Consider the following 19,407-nt stretch of genomic DNA (forward strand, 5'->3'; position numbering starts at 1 on the left):
TTTTTTATACGTCCAAAATAGTTTTCTTTTCTGAGTTGCGGTGCGGGTTTTCATGACTTACATGATCAAAACGATGAGTAAGCTGGTTGAGTTGCTCCATCGAAACCCCCTTGATGCCGTAATCACTGGGGGTTTTTATGCTCCCGGATTGGGCCTGATTTTGACCAGTCTTAATGATGTTATTGAGTGCTTGTTCAAATGCCCTGATAAACACGGCTGTCTGAGTTTGCGGCAAGCGGGAATCCACACTGAATTGCAGTTTTCCGGCCAGCACCGCGCCATTGATGCTCAGCAGTAAATGGCTGCCGTTTTCTTTGGCTATCATATCGCCACTATCATCGCTGGTGATGGTCCAGTCTTGATGGCTGGCACCTCCTAACTGTCCGAGGTAGTTGAAACTGATCGCCGGCAAATCTCCTGTCAGATAGCCGGCTTGATGTAATGCGCTGTAACCAATGCCTTTGTTTGGTATGCCACGCAGCATCTCTTTGGTGTGAATAATGGTTTCTGCAATATCAGCCTGCATTTCCAGACGAACAGGATACATGGTTGTGAACCAGCCGACGGTTTCGGAAAGATCCAATAAGTTATCAATCGACTCCCGTCCATGGCCTTCCAGAATGATGTAGTTTGTGGCTCGTGAGAACGTCTCCTGCAAGGCCATTGTCAGTGCGCTCAGCAGTAAGTCGTTAATTTCAGTGTGATAACCGGCATTGGCTTCATGCAGCAGGATGTCCGTCATCCCAGCAGAAATGCTCAACGGGTGTTGAGTGATGTGATCCAGCGCGGGTTTGATACTGCTTCCTGTTATCACCCGTTGCCAGTAGGACACTTCACTTTGATGCTGTTGAGCATAATGGTGGACGGCGGCTACCCATTGCCGATAACTGCTGGTTTTCGGTGGCAAGGTCATGCCCTGTAATAACAAACGCATATCTTCAGCAATAATTCGCCACGATACAGCGTCAATAATCAGGTGGTGGAATGCGAAGAACAGACGGGCGCTGCCATCAACGTATCCGGTCAGATGCCCCGCTTGCCATAATGGCCCGTTGTTGTAATCGAACCCGCTTTGCCATCGGGTCAATTGTTGATGTAGTTCTGCCTTATTTAATCCACGAATATCGCAGTACTGTAAAAGGGGATATGAAGCGGATGTTTCCTTAGAATAATACTGACGGTAGCCGTTTTCGGTATCTAAAAAACGCGTACGCAGCATATCATGTCGCTCAGCCAGTGTTATCAGGGCCTGTTCAATCTGTGTGGATCTGATATTACCCGGGATCTGAATCATAAATGCTTGATTCCAATGATGCGGATTCGATAAATTCCAGTTGAGGAATGTTTGCTGGACAGGCAACAGGCCAAATTCCCCATTCAATAAACCCTGCTCTGCAACGACTTTTTCTGTAGCAGAAGTTTGTATTAACAATTGAGCTAACTGAGCCACGGTTGGTGCTTCAAAAATCGATTTAACCTGAAGGGAGAAGCCGGCCTGACGCAGTCTGGAAACCAGCTGGATACTGACAATTGAATCCCCGCCAATGCGGAAAAAGTTATCCTCAATGCCGATGTATTCCAGCCCCAATGCTTCTTTCCAGATAGCACATAGCTGGTTTTCCAGTGCATTGCGGGGCGCGACATGGTTATCCCTGTTTCCCCAACTTGGTTCAGGTAAGGCACGGCGATCCACTTTACCGTTTTGGGTCAGCGGCATGGACTCAATGCGGGTAAAACTGGCTGGCAGCATATATTCAGGCAGGCGTTCGGATAAGTGCCCAGTCAGCATTTCATCTGACAACGTTCCCTCTGTGACCAGATAAGCCGCCAGTACTTTATGCCCGTTATTTTCATGTACAGTGACTACCGCCTGCTTGACTTGTGGATGGGAGGTCAGGGCATTTTCGATTTCGCCCAGCTCAATGCGGAAACCGCGCAGCTTGACCTGAAAATCATTGCGGGCAAGGTATTCGATATTGCCGTCCGGTAACCATCGGGCGAGATCACCGGTTTTATACATTCTTGCCCCCGGCTCCGGGGAGAACGGATCGGTGAGGAAACGCTCTGCCGTCAGTTCAGGGCGATTCAGATAACCGCGGGCAACGCCATCGCCCCCAATATGGATTTCCCCCGCTGCCCCGATGGGAACGGGCTGGCCCAGTTTGTCCAGGATATAAATGCGGGTATTACTGATAGGCTGCCCGATAGGGAGTGTTCCGTTTTCATCTTCGATCACTGGAATATTGTAGGCCGTGGCGAATGTGGTGGTTTCTGTCGGCCCGTAAACATGCAGCAGGTGGGTGGGCGCCTGTTCCGCTCTGAGGCGGATGGCGGCCCGGTGATCACTTTTTTCGCCCCCGAACAGGACATAACGCAGGCCTGACAATGACGGGGCAATTAAACACGCATATTGGTTAAACAGGGCCGTGGTCAGGAACAGGGCCCTGACTTTTTCTGATGACAGGCACTGACCAAAATGGGTGGGTTGCAACAGAATTTTTTCCGGGATCAGCAGAAGACGGGCACCCTGTACTAAACCAGCCCACACTTCCCACGTGGCGGCATCGAATGAAATATTGGCACAATGGGCGATGCAGTCATCGGGACCGATATCGGCAAAGCCATTGTTGATAATCAGGCGCAGGATACTGCGGTGCTCGACCATCACGCCTTTCGGCTGTCCGGTGGAGCCGGAGGTGTAGATCACATAGGCCAGATGGCGTGATGTCAGCCCCAGTGCTTGCGTATCCGGATTATTGTCCGGCAGGGTTTCAAGGCACAGCGCCTGATTATCGAGCAATATTGTCGGGATGGTGCGGGTCAGTTTTTCAGCCAGAGTGGTCAGCGTCAATAAGGCCACGGGAGCAGCATCTTCAAGCATATAAGCCAGCCGTTCTGCCGGATAGGCCGGATCGAGCGGCACATAGGCTCCGCCCGCCTTGAGGATGGCGAGTATCCCCGCCACCATGTCCGGGCTGCGTTCGAGGCAAAGGGCAACCCGATCATCCGGCCGTACCCCCAGTGCCATCAGGTGATGAGCCAGACGGTTGGCACGCCGGTTGAGTTCACCATAGCTTATCCGTTGCTCTTCAAATATGACGGCGATGGCCTCGGGGCGTTGGGCGGCCTGCGCTTCAAACAGCTGTTGCAGGGTCTTGTCCTGCGGATAAGGCGCATCCGTCTGGTTCCAACGGTGCAGCAAATGGCGCTCCTGTGCAGACAGGATATCAAGCGCGGACAGCGGTTGTTTTTGGTTTGTCACGAAGGCGGCCAGTACTTGTTGATAGATGCCAGCCAGTCTCACGATGCTGGCTTCGTTAAACAGGCTGACGGCGTAATTCAGGCATCCGCTGATATTGGCTTGCCCGTCGGACAGGAACAGGCTCAGGTCAAATTTGGCCGGGCTGTATAAGTTTTCGCCCATCGTAACCGGACGGAACGGAAGATTGACTCCTTTTGGCTGGCTATCACCAAAATTTTGTAAACTGAACATCACCTGAAAAATCGGGTGACGGGAGGTGTCACGTTCGATATCCAGTGCTTCAACCAGTTGTTCAAACGGCATATCCTGATGGGCTTTGGATTCTATAACCAACTGATGAATCTGCTCAATCAGCGTTTCCACACTGGCGCTTTGTCGAAGCTGGGTTCTTAAGGCCATTGAGTTAACGAACATACCGATCAGGGGCTGGGTTTGGGCATGGTGTCGGTTATCGGTAGGTGTACCCAGCACAATGTCGTCCTGACCGGATAATTTTGCCAGCGTGACATAAAAACCACTGAGCAGCACGGTATACAGGGTGGTTTCCTGCGTTTTTGCCAGATCCCTTAACTGGTTTGATAAGCGGCTCTCCAGTGTAAAACCGAAGTCACGACCCTGATAATTCACCTGAGCCGGTCTGGGATGATCTGCTGGTAAATCCAGCGGATCATAATCGGCCAGAATTTGTCTCCAATAGGCAAGCTGGTATTCACCGGTATCACCCTGTAAATAATCCCGCTGCCATGCGGCATAGTCACCATAGGAGATATCCAGAGGCGGCAGTTGGCTGTCGCGGCCTTCTGACAGAGCATGATAAAGCTCTGCCAGTTCATCCATAAAAATATCGGCTGACCAGCCATCAAAGGCGATGTGGTGCCACAATATTAACAGGTAATGCTTATCACGGGTCTGATAATGACACAGACGCAGGCTGGGTTCGGTGGTCAGATCAAATGGAATGGCGATTTCATCCCGCACTGTGTCCATCAGCCTGTCAATATCGTCACAGGACAGTATTGGCTGTATGACCAAACGTTTGTCTAACTTATGCTGGTGGATTTGTCCATCATCACGATTGAGGTACACCATTTTTATCACCGTATGGCGTTCAGCCAATTGGTTAATGGCGGTCTCTAACAGAGGCAGCGAGTCATCGTTATCCAACTGAACCAGATAAGGAATATGGTAGGCAGAGCTGCCTTGCTCAAACTGCTCAATAAATAACATCCGCTCTTGGGCAAACGAGAGCGGGTAGTGTTCGGCATTCAGGTGAGGAATAACCGTACAGGTTTGTTGCCCCGGTTGTTCTCTATTTATAGCATCTGCCAGACCCGCGATGGTTTTCAGCTCAAACAACTGAGCCAGTGTGATATCTGTTGCCAAACGCTGGCGGATCGCGGCCGTCAGCTTAATGGCCATCAGGGAGTTGCCTCCCACACGGAAGAAATTGTCATTAATGCCAACTTCGTCCAGCCCCAGGATATCCTGCCAGATGAGGCAAAGCTGGATTTCCAGTGCATTGCGGGGCGCGACATAATTGTTTTGGTTTCCCCATACCGGCTCTGGCAGGGCACGGCGATCCAGTTTCCCGTTCAACGTTAATGGTATGGAGGCAATGCGGGTAAAACTGGCGGGGATCATGTATTCCGGCAATCGGTCGGAAAGGTAATTAATTAACGTTTCATCGGACAGTTTGCCGTCCGTGACCAGATAGGCTGCCAGTACATCATGGCCTTTGTGTTCACGGGCAATCACCACGGCCTGTTTCACCTGCGGATGGGAAGCCAAGATGTTTTCAACTTCCCCCAATTCAATGCGGTAGCCGCGGATCTTGACCTGAAAGTCATTGCGTCCCAGATATTCCAGCTCTCCGTTCGGTAACCAGCGTACCAAATCGCCGGTTTTATACAGGCGGGTATAACCGAGAGCTTTGTCTTCTGTACTGGCAAACGGATTCTCTATAAAACGTTCTGCCGTCAGTTCAGGCCGGTTTAAATAACCCCGTGCCAGTCCAGCACCACCGACATACAGCTCTCCGGGGGCGCCAATCGGGGCAAGATGACCGAAACTGTCCAACACATAGGCTGAGATGTCGCTTAGCGGCCGGCCAATCTTGGAAGCTGTTGCTGTATCGTCTTTTGTTAATTTTTTATAGGTAACATGAACCGTGGTTTCGGTGATCCCATACATGTTGACCAAAACGGGAGTGTGATCCCCATACTTCGCCCACCACGGATGCAACTGAACCTGATTCAGCTTATCGCCGCCAAAAATCACCAGCCGAAGACAGGGATAGGCCGCATTAGTCTTCAATGAGGTATCAACAAAGGCATAAAATGCCCCCGGAGTTTGGTTCAGGACAGTCACTTTCTGGTCTGAGCAGAACTGGCTGAATTGAATAAAATCTTTTGTGCACTCAATGGTAGGAATGACCAAGCGTCCACCATAGAGTAGTGCTCCCCACAACTCCCATACGCTGAAATCAAAAGTGTAGGCATGGTACAGCACCCAAGTATCATGGTGGTTAAATTGATATTGCTCTTGAGTGGCAGTAAATAAACGCACCACATTATGGTGGGTCTGCAATACGCCTTTAGGTTTTCCGGTCGTGCCTGAGGTGTAGATGACGTACACCAGATCATCCGCCCGGCTCATCGGTACAGGATTCTCTCCGGAGTAGCGGGTGGTCACGCTCTGGTCATCAGCTGCGATCAGGATGGGGCGATCAGACAGTGACCGGGTGTATTCTGCCAGTGCGGCCAGATAGCGTTGCTGGGTCAGTATGCACGGAGTCTGGCTATCTTGCAGAATAAAATCGACACGTTCTGGTGGGTATTCCGGCGAAATGGGTACATAAGCGCCGCCAGCTTTCAGCACTGCCAGAATACTGATGACCATTTCCAGACTGCGGTCGAGATACAAGGCAATGAGTGTATTGACTGGCATTGGTTTATGGTGCTGTTGCTGATAGTTTTCACGAAGCACTGAAGCCAGTTGATTTGCCCGTTCGTTAAGCTTGCGGTAGGTTAATGCTTCTCCTTCAAACACCAGTGCCACGTTATCCGGTGTAGCCGCAACTTGTGCTTCGAACCGTTGTTGCAAAGTCTGGTCTTGTGAATAGGGGGCAAAGTCAGTCGGGTTCCACGTGTGCAGCAGGGTATGGTGTTCTTGTGCGGAGAGGATATCAAGTTCAGAAAGCGCTTGTTTCTGGTCTGCCACGAAGTTGGTCAGCACCCGTTGGTAAATATCAGCCAGTCTTATGATGGAGGCTTCGTCAAACAGACTGATGGCATAATTCAGGTATCCGCTGATGTTGGCCTGTCCGTCAGACAGAATCAGGTTCAGGTCAAATTTGGCCGGACTGTATAAGGTTTCGTCCATCTCAACCGGACTGAACGGTAACTTGAGCCTGTTTGGCTGATTTTCATCAAAATTCTGTAGGGTAAACATCACCTGAAAAATCGGATGGCGGGAAGTATCACGTTCTGTTCCCAGCGCTTCAACCAGTTGCTCAAACGGCATGTCCTGATGGGTTTTAGATTCCGTAACCAACTGATGAATCTGTCCGATCAGTGTTTCCACACTGTTGGTTTGCTGGAGCTGTGCTCTCAATATCAGTGAATTGACAAACATACCAATCAGGGGCTGAGTCTGGGTATGATGGCGGTTGTCCGCAGGCGTACCCAGCACAATGTCATCCTGACCGGATAATTTTGCCAGCGTGACATAAAAACCACTGAGCAACACGGTATACAAGGTGGTTTCCTGTGCTTTTGCCAAATCCCTTAACTGGTTTGATAAGCGGCTTTCCAGTGTAAAATTGAAGTTCCGGCCTTGATAATCGACATGGGTGGGTCGAAGCCGATCGGTCGGCAGAGCCAGTGGCTCATAACCCGCCAGAGTTTGTTGCCAATAGGCAAGCTGGCATTCACCGGTATCACCCTGTAAATAATCCCGCTGCCATACAGCATAATCGCCATAGGAGATATCCAGAGGCGGCAGTTGGCTGGTACGGTTTTCTGACAAGGCATGGTAAAGTTCTGCCAGTTCATCCATAAAGATACCGGCTGACCAGCCATCAAAGGCGATATGGTGCCACATCATTAATAGGTAATGCTTATCGCGGGTCTGTTGTTTATTGTTGATCTGATAATGACGCAGGCGCAGGCTGGGTTCGGTCGTCAGATCAAATGGGATGGCGATTTCAGCACGTACTGTGTCCATCAGTCTGTCAATATCGTCACAGGGTGGTGTTTGCCGGATAACTAAACGGCTGTTCAGCCGCTGCTGGTGGATTTGTCCATCATCACGATTGAGGTACACCATTTTTATCACCGTATGGCGTTCAGCCAATTGGTTAATGGCGGTTTCTAACAGGGGCAGACAGGCATCGTTATCCAACTGAACCAGATAAGGAATATGGTAGGCGGAGCTGCCTTGTTCAAACTGCTCGATAAATAACATCCGCTCTTGGGCAAACGAGAGCGGATAGTGTTCGGCATTCAGGTGAGGTATAACTGTACAGGCTTGTTGCCCCGGTTGTTCTCTATTTATCGTTACAGCGTCTGCCAGACCCGCGATGGTTTTCAGTTCAAACAATTGAGCCAGTGTGACATCTGTTGCCAAACTTTGGCGGATCACTGCCATTAGTTTGATGGCTATCAGAGAGTTGCCGCCAATCCGGAAGAAATTATCGTCAATGCCAACAGATTCAAGCCCCAGAACATCCTGCCAAATGACACAAAGCTGAGTTTCCAGTGCATTGCGGGGGGCGGAATAACTGTTTTGATTTTCCCACATGGGTTCTGGAAGGGCACGGTGATCCAGCTTGCCGTTCAGCGTTAATGGTATGGAGGCAATGCGGGTAAAGCTGACGGGGATCATGTATTCCGGCAAACAGGCGGAAAGGTACTTAATCAGATTTTCATCGGGCAGTTCGCCGTCTGTGACCAGATAGGCTGCCAGTACGTCATTGTTTTTGCGCTGACGGGCAATCACCACGGCCTGTTTTACTTGCGGATGGGAAGTCAGAACGTTTTCAATTTCCCCCGACTCAATGCGGTAACCGCGGATCTTAACCTGAAAGTCATTGCGTCCCAGATATTCCAGTTCACCGTTTGGCAACCAGCGCACCAAATCGCCGGTTTTATACAGGCGGGTGTAACCACGGACTTTGTCTTCCGCACTGGCAAAAGGATTTTCTATAAAGCGTTCTGCCGTCAGTTCAGGCCGGTTTAAATAACCCCGTGCCAATCCTGCACCACCGACATACAGTTCTCCCGGTGTACCGATCGGAGATAGATTACCGTAACTATCAAGAACGTAGAGGCGGGCGTTATTAATAGCCTTACCAATATTGGTAGCAATATCCCCATGTTGATACAGTTTTTCGGTCGCACAAACGGTGACTTCTGTCGGACCATAAGAATTCAATATCTGGCTGTAACGGCTAAAGTGTTCAAGAAAATCCAGAGAAGGAGCTTCTCCCGCCGTAACCAATACCTGCAAGGAGGAAAATTCAGTTTCAGTTAATAATTTCAGTATGGCTGGCGGTAATGCAGCTATTTGAATGCCTTCTTGCTGAATGAGTTCTGCAATGGCAGGAAGGTGGCGCTCTTTTTCACTGCAAATGTAAATCGTCAGTCCATTAAATAAACTGGGGAATAATTCGAATACAGAACCATCAAAGATGTAATTGGCAAACATCAATGCCTTGTTTCTGTTTGGTGCATTAAAGAATTTGGCCTGTGCAGCCGCCATATGTATGACATTTCTGTGCTCTGTCATGACCCCTTTTGGCTGGCCTGTGGTTCCAGAGGTATAAATGATATAAGCCAGATCGGTCGGTTTGTTGATCTGTACCGGATTTTCCACAGGCTGGCTTGCGATGATTGTCTGATCATCTGCCGCTATCAGTGTGGGTTGTTCAGCGAATGCTTGAGTGTATTCCGCCAGTGTCGCCAGATATTGTTGTCGGGAAATGATACATAGCGTCTGGACATCTTGCAGAATGAAATTGACACGCTCTGCCGGATACTCCGGCAAAATGGGCACATAAGCGCCGCCTGCTTTCAGCACCGCAAGGATACTGACCACCATTTCCAGACTGCGGTCAAGATAGAGGGCGATAGGTGTATCTGCTTGCAAGGGTGCATCAAGCCGTTGCTGATAATGTTCACGAATAACCCCAGCCAGTTGGTTTGCCCGTTCGTTGAGTTGATGATAAGTGAGCGTTTTCCCCTCAAATACCAGTGCTACGTTATCGGGTGTCTTTTCTACCTGAGATTCAAACAATTGTTGCAGGGTTTTATCCTGCGGGTAAGGTGTATCAGTTTGGTTCCATGTATGCAGCAGGGTATGGCGTTCCTGTGCGGATAGGAGATCAAGTTCAGAAAGTGTTTGTTTCTGATTTGCGACGAATGCGATCAGCACCTGTTGGTAGATGTCGGTGAGCCGGATGATGGTGGTTTCATCAAACAGAGTGACGGCGTAATTGAGGCTGCCAATAAGGTTGGTTTGCCCATCGGAAATAAATAGGCTCAGATCAAACTTGGCCGGACTGTACAGAGGCGTATTGGGCTGAACCGGACTGAATGGCAGGCGGTTGTCTGACGGGTATTCTCCGAAGCTCTGTAACCCAAACATCACCTGAAAAATAGGGTGACGAGAGGTATCACGCTCAACCTGCAAGGTATCCACTAATTGCTCAAATGGAATATCCTGATGCCTCTTGGCTTCAATGATGGCTGAGTGGATTTGTCGAATCAGGACTTCTACGCTGGTGGTTTGTTGAAGCTGCGTTCTCAATACCAGTGAATTGACAAACATACCAATCAGGGGCTGGGTTTGGGCATGATGGCGGTTATCGGTAGGTGTACCCAGCACAATGTCATCCTGCCCGGATAATTTTGCCAGCGTGACATAAAAAGCACTGAGGAGTACGGTATACAGGGTGGTTTCCTGTGCTTTTGCCAGATCCCTCAACTGGTTTGATAGTGTACTCTCCAACGTAAAGTTGAAGTCACGGCCCTGATAGTCAACGTGGGTGGGTCGGGGGCGATCAGTTGGTAAATCCAGGGGTTCATAACCCGTCAATGTTTCCTGCCAATATGTCAGTTGGCGCTCCCTGATTTCACCCTGTAAATAATCCCGCTGCCATACAGCATAATCGCCATAAGTGATATCCAGAGGCGGTAATTGGCTGTCACGGCCTGCTTGTAAAGCTTGATAAGTCTCTGACAGTTCATCCATAAAAATATCAATAGACCAACCATCAAAGGCGATGTGGTGCCATAGGAACAACAGATAATGCTGATTTTTCACTTGCTGGCTTTCTACCTGATAGTGATACAGACGCAAGCCCGGCTCAGTTGTCAGATCAAACGGGGTAAGGAGATCAGTGTGTACTGTTTCCATCAGGATATTAATGCTATTACAAGACTGTGTTCTGAATGTGAGGTGACCATCTAACACATGTTGATATTCATGACCATCATCGTGAGTGCGGTATACCGTCTTCATCACGGAGTGGCGGTCAATCACCCGATTAATCGCCTTTTCCAGTAGTGGCAGTTTGGCACTGCTATTGAGTTGTACCAAATAGGGAATATGGTACATGTTGGCACCCTGTTCAAAACGTTCGATAAACAACATGCGCTCTTGGGCAAATGACAGGGGGTAATGTTCCAACTCAAGATGAGGAATAACAGTATGTATCTGCTGTCCCATATGGACAACCAGTCTGGAGATGGTTTTTAACTCGAATACTTGAGCCAGTGAAACTTCTCGTTCCAATACACGCCGGATGGCGGCGATAAGCTGAATTGCCATCAGGGAGTTACCCCCAACCCGGAAGAAATTATCGTCAATACCAATACGCTTCAGCCCCAAAACATCCTGCCAGATAACACAAAGCTGCGTTTCCAATACATTACGGGGAGCGATGTAATTGTCCTGATTTCCCCACACCGGTTCTGGCAGAGCGCGACGATCCACTTTGCCATTCAGTGTTAAGGGGATAGTTTCAATATAGGTAAAGCTGGCGGGTACCATATATTCCGGCAGACAGGCGGAGAGATACCCTATTAATATTTCATTGGACAGCTCATTCTCTGTGCCTTCTGTGATCAGATAGGCTGCCAGAACTTTGTTCCCTTTATGTTCATGGTCAATCACGACGGCCTGTTTTACTTGTGGATGTGAGGCGAGGGCGCTTTCAATTTCTCCCAGCTCAATGCGGTAACCGCGGATCTTGACCTGAAAGTCATTACGCCCCAGATATTCCAGTTCACCATTTGGCAACCAGCGCACCAAATCGCCGGTTTTATACAGGCGGGTATGACCCTTTACTCTATCTTCTGCGGTGGCGAAAGGATTTTCCACAAAACGTTCTGCGGTCAGTTCAGGTCGGTTTAAATAACCCGGAGCCAGACCGGCACCACCGATGTACAGTTCACCCGGTGCTCCGATAGGAACAAGATGACCGGAACCATTCAACACATAGGCATGCAGATCGTTTAACGGCAGACCAATGTTGGAGGTGGCTACTGTGTTGTCTTTTGTTAATTTTTTATAGGTAACATGGACAGTGGTTTCTGTTATCCCATACATATTGATTAAGCTTGGTGACTGATCGCCATAATTGTCCCACCAAGGCTTCAATTGCACAGGATTGAGTTTATCTCCGCCGAAAATTACATAGCGAAGATCGGGAAATTCAGTTCCCGTAATCAATGAGGCATCAGTAAAAGCATAAAATGCTCCCGGAGTTTGGTTCAGAACAGTGACCTTCTGATGCGAACAGAGTTGGCTAAATCTGGCAAAATCTTTTGTGCATTCTGCGGTTGGAATAATCAGCCGCCCGCCATAAAGCAGGGCACCCCATAGCTCCCAGACACTGAAATCAAAGGTATAGGTATGGTAAAGAACCCAAGTATCCTTCTGGTCAAATTGATAATGCTTTTGGGTAGTTGTAAATAAACGTGAAACATTATGGTGAGTCTGCAACACGCCTTTCGGCTGCCCGGTTGTTCCTGATGTGTAGATGACATAGGCAAGATCGGTAGACGTATTTATCTGAGCAAGGTTTTCGACTGGCTGGCTTTCCGTTAATAAATCATTATCCACAGCGAGCGATTTGGGTTGGGTAACCAGTGATTGTGTATACGCTTTCAGTGCCATTAAATACTGTTGTTGCGTTATTACATAGGGAGATTGTGTATCTTCCAGAATAAACTGCACTCGTTCGGTTGGGTATTCCGGTGAAATGGGCACATAAGCACCACCGGCTTTCAGCACCGCCAGAATACTGATAACCATCTCCAGACTGCGGTCAAGATAGAGGGCTATCAACGTACCTGCTTGCATTGGTGCCCCATTTTGTTGCTGACACTGTTCGCGGATAACACAAGCTAACTGATTCGCCCGTTCATTGAGCTGGCGGTAGGTCAGCGTTTCACCTTCAAATATCAACGCTACGTTATCGGGTGTACTTACCGCCTGTACTTCAAACTGTTGTTGCAAGGTGTCAAGTTGCAAGGTTTCATTTTGTGAATAGAGTGGGTCAGTTTGATTCCAAGTATGCAGCAGAGTCTGACGCTCTTGTTCTAATAAAATAGGGAGTTCATTCACTAAAGAGAAAGGTTTATCAATAAGAGCAATAAATAAACGCTCAAGTCGCTCAAGCATGTTATTTACATCTGAATCACTAAAATATTGCTGTGAATAATTAATCGTTATTTTTAATTCCTGATCATTCCCATAATCCTTTAACCGAAAAATGACCGGATGGTTACTGATTGTCGGATGTATGTGGTAATGATGAATACCGGCAAATTCAGTATCAGGCTCTGAAAACTTTTCATAAGCGATAAGGATATTAGGTAAAAAAAAACCTTGATTGTTGGCTATTCGGGCAAGATGAGACTGAGGGAATGAGCAATGTTGGTAACTACTTTTTATTGATGACTTTATGTGTTTAATTTGTTCTGCCACACTGGCTGTGTCGGAAATAGGGCAATGCACCGGATACACATTTGCCTGCATTCCGATGGTGGATTTTTCTGATTTTGTCTTTCTGCCGTGTGTAACAGTGTTAAAGGTCAATTCTTGTTGCCCTGTTAGTGCGGACATCATAATACTGACAAGACACGAAAAAACGGAGCTAAGATTACTTTTGTTTTTTTCACAAAAAGCATATAGGGATTTTTTAACGGAAAGCGGTAATGTAATCGTTTTGTTACTGAAGCCGGTGCTCTGATAATAAGGTGTTAATTGGTGCGATTCATTTTCTTTTAAGAAATTATACCAATAGTTATTATCTTTTTTGTAATTAGGTGAGTTTAAATACTCTCTTGCTTTGGTTACAGAGTCTAAATATTGAGGAATTTCGGATAACCAAGCTGTTGAAGTCCCATTTTTAAGGCATGAATGTAACTGATGGACATATTGATGCAGGCGGAATAAACCTAATGCATCAATGATGATATGATGAAATTTAGTGAAGAAATAATATTTCTCGTCGTTAATGGTGATCAATGAAGCGTGATATAGGGTTTCATTCGGAAAATTGATAGGAATATCAACTTGCTGCTGTAGCCAAAGTTTCACTTTTTCTTCAGTAGCTGACTGCATTGAAAAATCTTGAATTGTGATTATTCCTGCTTCCGCTTTATTCTCAATACATTGTAGGGCTTCATGATCTGAATTAATCGACATATGCAACCGTAGTACATCGATATGCTGGTACAAAAGATCCCATGCCTGTTGCAAAATCGCGATATCAACTTCACCTTCCATTAAGGTACACCAGCCAATATTGTGCAGGGCACTGCCTTTATAGAGTGTTTGTTCATAAAACACATCTTCTTGGGCAGGATGGAGGTTATATAAATTCGAATTTACTAAATATTCAGATTTTATCATAATAAATTATACGAATGCGTTCCGTTCACAAGTTAATTTCAATCCACAATACAACAAGTAGATAACGAGGTTTTAATAAATTTAATTAAATTTATTTTGGTGATAAAAAGATTGGAATTTTAACTTTCTTTGTATGAAGTGATAAATTACAGGGAGAATAATTCACTATGTTATTTAGACTAATTAATGCAGACCGAAAATGAATGACCTGAAATATGAAGAATATGGAGTTCATGTTCACGCTCATATTATATGGTTTTTCCTGCTATAATTATTTTTGGTTTATACACGTCGTCTTTCAAGTTGCAGCTTTGTTGGCTGCGCTCACTCACCCCAGTCACATAGTTAGCTATGCTCTTGGGGGTTCATTCCCTTGCCGTCGCGCTGCATCTTGAAATCTATTGGGTATAAAATCTACATTAATTAAGTTCAATTAATATGATTTTGTGTTATCTGCCGTTGTATCAATATGATTAACTTTGCAACCTTACAGCATTCTCCCTTATAAAAATAGTTAAAGGTTGTTTAATTTGGTGAGTAAACTGTTTCATTTTTTGATAGCTATTCTATATCATTTATTTGTTTGTAATTTTTGATGGTTATTATTTTCCTTGTATTTCCCTGTAAGTTATTCTTTGTCCTGCAATATTGATTGTTATTCGGATTTAAGTCTATATTATTTTTTGTTTAATACGCAGTGTTCTTTAATTATCTTTCAGTTTAAGATGTGTTTGTTTAATAAATCAATTAAGAAATATAGCTTAGCCGTGTGACTATTGTTATTACTCCTGTCCTGATAGTTGCTCCTGATATTGCTACACTTTTACTGTACCATGTTTATTTCTTGGGCATGGACTAACAGTATCCATCAAGCCACGAATTCGTCATTGCCAATCTTTCCGGTGCCAGAGACAATATCCGCTTGTGGCAGCTGTCGGTGTATCATTGGCTGGGTGTTATTGCCACTCTGCATCCTTTTATTGCTTCTTCTTTGTGACAATAACGACCAGAAAAAGTAAACTATCTTAAATACATGGATTTAATTCACATTGCATTTATAGTCCAGTATTTCACCAGCAGAACCAAGGTTTAATTCTAATAAATCAAATCTATTAGCAAGTAAAACCATTGAATCATCTTTCAGTTTTGATACAGCCAATCCATAATATTCGATGTCATCATCTATTCTAGAAATATAATTCTGTAATAGTTTGAAAGGATTTTCTTTGTATAGATCATTGCTTTCCAGTTTTTTAACTAAATAGGTATGGCCTTCTAATTTAGATGGCAACACTTTCCAATCATTGCTAATAGCGTCTTTGTCTTTTTCAAGCGCAACTGAAACTTCTTTTTTCAGACAAGATAGATGAATATGTAACTGATCTTGTGATCTACCATACTTAGAGTTCACTGCTAATGAAATTCTATTATCATCTATGTTTTTATTGTCTCCTTTAGTTAAATTAGTTCTTTCATCCCATGCATATGAAAAAAAAGAGGGTGAAGAATTTTTTTGTAACTCAGGAGATTCAATACCTGTCACTTTATATGTTGGCATGATTAAATCGTGTTTAGGACCTTTTTCATCTTTAAATAGGACATATTTTTTATCTAAATCGACTTTTAAACAAGGTGATGGATTAGCATTTTTAATTTGATTAGGTACACATTGTTGGTTGACTATTTCCCATAATGCATTAGGGTTACCTCTTTCCCAAATATAATAGATAAGGAAGGCAATAAGAAATAGAATAAAAACAATTATTTTTATCTTATTATTTTTTAACTTGATCATTTTAACCTCTTTATGTTTTTACATTTGCCGTATCTTGAAATCCATTGGGCATATGGCATATATAGTAGAAATAGGCGTTAAAAACCTATTCCAGTAGATGTTGTTATTGCTGTCAGCTTGCACATAAAAATCGGTGTCTATATGAAGTATATGAAAATTTTTAGTATTGGCTAAGTTCAAAATGATTCTAATACTAGTTGTTATTATATTCAATGAATTTCAAGATACAGAGTTTATAACCTAGCCTTTATTTTTTCATTTTTCTTCGCAATATTTAGTTACATCATAATGTTTGTAAAACAAATATTATGATGATATCACCAAATAATATTCTGTGCAGAAGGCCGTAAAATTACGATAATGTGACATGTGAAAGAGGATCTGCCGATGACCTTATTTGAGACAAAATTGTTTCTATTACGGAATCAAAAAATGGAAAAAATCATCGACATCACAGAAAATTTCGACTAATTTGTCCGTAGCCTGTTCCTTCTTAGATCGGTTTGTTATTCGTCTGATATTGAAACAGGCTTTTAGTTCAATTTCTTATCAAAAATTCGGGTTAAACTAAACCTTACCATGAAAAATATTCTTTCAATTCAATCTCATGTTGTCTTTGGTCATGCAGGAAATAGTGCGGCTGTTTTTCCGATGAATCGTATGGGAGTGAACGTATGGCCACTAAATACAGTTCAGTTTTCTAATCACACCCAATATCCTCAATGGCGTGGTTGTGTGATGCCACCTGAACATTTAGCTGAAATTGTGCAGGGAATTGGTGAAATTGATAAATTAACATCCTGCAATGCGGTATTGAGTGGTTATATTGGTTCAGCAGAGCAAGGCCGCTATATTCTTGATATCGTTAAACAGGTTAAGCAAGCTAATCCTGATGCATGGTATTTCTGTGATCCTGTAATGGGGCATCCCGAAAAAGGTTGTATTGTTGTTCCGGGAGTCGCTGAATTTTTTTGTGAAGAGGCATTACCCGTCAGTGATATTATTGCGCCTAATTTATTGGAGCTTGAAACACTGACTGGGCGGAAAATTGAAAATGTAGAACAGACTATATCCGCCTCACGTGAGTTATGTGAAAAAGGGCCTAAGATTGTGTTAGTTAAACACCTTAGTCGGGCAGGCTATCGGGCAGATTGTTTTGAAATGCTTTTGGTAACTAAAGAACATAGCTGGCATATTAGCCGCCCATTGATTGATACTGGTGAACGGCAACCTGTTGGTGTTGGTGATTTGACGAGCGGTTTATTGCTGGTCAATTTACTGAAAAGTCTATCTTTGACAGATGATGTATTAAAAGCAGCATTAGAACATGTTACTTCGGCGGTCTATGAAGTTATGTTGGAGACGCAAGCACGGGGAGAATATGAGCTACAACTCATTGCTGCTCAGGATAAGATGGTTGCACCAACACATCAATTCAATGCAATATCAATTGACTGATATATAGAGATTATATATCCAATGGATTTCGAGTTTCAGTACGATGATAAGGGGATGAATCTCCGGGAGTGTAAGTGAGCGTTTGTTTATAAAAATGGCAATCGGAGTGAATGAGAGTCACCAGAAAAGCTGCAACTTGAAAGACGAAGGGATTTAGTCTTCCTGAGCTTCCGGTAGTATATTACCGGAAGCATGTATTACCGGAAATTAAAAACTATCAGATTTAAATTAACCCTTCAGCTTTTAAAGCATCGCGAACGCTCGGACGTTGCTTAATCATGTCCATATATGCGTTTAAATGTACTAATTCAGAAATATCTAATTTAGTTCTAGGCATCCATTGACTGACGGCAAATAAATAAGAGTCCGCAATGGTGAAATTTTCTCCGGTAATATAAGGGAATTTTGCCAACACACTATCAATATATGTGAGGCGGAGCATTAATTTTTTCATTACGATAGCAACATATGCTTCCGGTGTAGCCATTATTGGAAATAATGGCATAAAGTTTTGATGTAATTCGCTGGAAATATAGCTTAGCCATTCGATTTGGTGGTAGTGCTCCATTGAACCGGTTGGTGCAATTAAATTTTTCTCGGGTTTTTGATCGGCAATATATTTAATAATGGCAGGTACTTCCGTTAGAATATGATTGTTATCAAGCTGAAGCGTGGGTACTTGGCCTTTGGGACTGATAGCGAGGAAGTTATCTCCACTTTCTGTTTTTTTATTCATTAAATCGACTTTTACGATACTGAAATCCAATCCAGCTTCGCGAAGCATGATATGGGGAGAAAGTGAACAAGCACCCGGCGAGTAATATAATTTCATATGTCGTTCCTTAATTATGTTTTCAATCTAGGGATACAATACAATGAAAGAACACCAGTCATTTATTATGCTATTAATTTATCTTGTTATTTTATATCAATTGCCCATAAGTTGAATGTAATATCTTATTGAACCGCATTTCAAGCACAAAGCGATATTTTAATTCAATAATGATTAAAAATAAGAAATTTTTAATCCAACAAAACTGCAACTGAAAGATGACGGGATAGAAGGGAAGAAAATAAGCCCAGCCATGAGATTATCTTGCCGGGCTTATTGATAGATCAATCAGCTATTGGAGTGTGAGATTATTTCAGTTCTAACTCATTCATAGCTGCGATGCTGAAACCGCCATCAACGTGCAGGATTTCACCTGTAATACCACCAGACAGATCAGAGCACAGGAATGCAGCCGCATTACCGACATCTTCTGTCGTTACAGTGCGGCGGATAGGCGTAACTGCTTCACAGTGTGCCAGCATTTTACGAAAGTCTTTGATACCAGATGCTGCCAAAGTACGGATTGGGCCAGCAGAAATACCGTTAACGCGGATACCTTCAACACCCATCGCATTTGCCATATAACGAACGTTCGCTTCGAGGGAAGCTTTAGCCAGACCCATTACGTTATAGTTAGGGATCGCACGTTCTGCACCCAGATAGCTCAAGGTGAGCAGGGCAGAATTAGGATTCAGCATATGGCGGCATGTTTTCGCCATCGCAACAAAGCTATATGCACTGATATCATGTGCAATTTTGAAGCCTTCACGGGTAACAGCGTTAACATAATCACCATCAAGCTGATCAGCCGGCGCATAGCCGATAGAGTGAACGAAACCATCGAATTTAGGCCATACTTTACCCAGTTCAACGAACAATGCATCGATACTTTTGTCTTCAGCCACATCACACGGTAGAACGATATTAGAATTCAGTGATGCGGCGAATTCTTCGACACGAGGTTTCAATTTGTCATTTTGGTAAGTAAAAGCCAGCTCTGCTCCTTGATCGTGCATTGCCTTGGCAATTCCATAAGCGATAGACAGTTTGCTGGCGACGCCAGTAATGAGAATGCGCTTGCCGGTCATGAAACCCATAGCAGTATCCTTATTGTTCTTTGTGAGCAAACACCAATAG

At 44.7% G+C, this 19,407-nt stretch carries 5 protein-coding genes and 1 pseudogene; 1 reads left to right on the plus strand and 5 read right to left on the minus strand.

Annotated features, from left to right (window positions below; translation table 11 throughout):
- Window positions 1-4: 4 nt before the first annotated feature.
- The 3 genes and pseudogenes from AC5JQI_RS08900 to AC5JQI_RS08910 all read right to left on the minus strand — a co-directional run.
- Window positions 5-14,185 (minus strand): amino acid adenylation domain-containing protein, encoded by a 14,181-nt coding sequence (locus AC5JQI_RS08900; RefSeq protein ID WP_493914461.1) that lies wholly within the window; start codon window positions 14,183-14,185, stop codon window positions 5-7.
- Between the two features lie 1,039 nt (window positions 14,186-15,224).
- Complete coding sequence (locus tag AC5JQI_RS08905; RefSeq protein ID WP_493914462.1) at window positions 15,225-15,980, minus strand: CDP-diacylglycerol diphosphatase; 756 nt, start codon at window positions 15,978-15,980, stop codon at window positions 15,225-15,227.
- 327 nt (window positions 15,981-16,307) lie between these two features.
- Window positions 16,308-16,490 (minus strand): annotated as a pseudogene (locus AC5JQI_RS08910) (hypothetical protein); the annotation flags it as partial.
- Window positions 16,491-16,559: 69 nt separating this feature from the next.
- Between AC5JQI_RS08910 and pdxY the strand changes: the two are divergent.
- Window positions 16,560-17,438, plus strand: coding sequence for a pyridoxal kinase PdxY (gene pdxY, locus AC5JQI_RS08915; protein ID WP_493914463.1), 879 nt, complete (start codon window positions 16,560-16,562; stop codon window positions 17,436-17,438).
- Window positions 17,439-17,661: 223 nt separating this feature from the next.
- Here pdxY and gstA read toward each other — a convergent pair whose 3' ends face one another.
- Both gstA and fabI read right to left on the minus strand, forming a co-directional pair.
- A complete protein-coding gene (gstA, locus tag AC5JQI_RS08920; protein ID WP_493914464.1) occupies window positions 17,662-18,270 on the minus strand; it encodes a glutathione transferase GstA in 609 nt (202 codons plus the stop codon).
- Between the two features lie 308 nt (window positions 18,271-18,578).
- On the minus strand, window positions 18,579-19,367 hold the full coding sequence (gene fabI, locus AC5JQI_RS08925; protein ID WP_493914465.1) for an enoyl-ACP reductase FabI: 789 nt from the start codon (window positions 19,365-19,367) through the stop codon (window positions 18,579-18,581).
- Between the last annotated feature and the right edge of the window lie 40 nt (window positions 19,368-19,407).

Source organism: Xenorhabdus sp. XBWT (assembly GCF_059072735.1).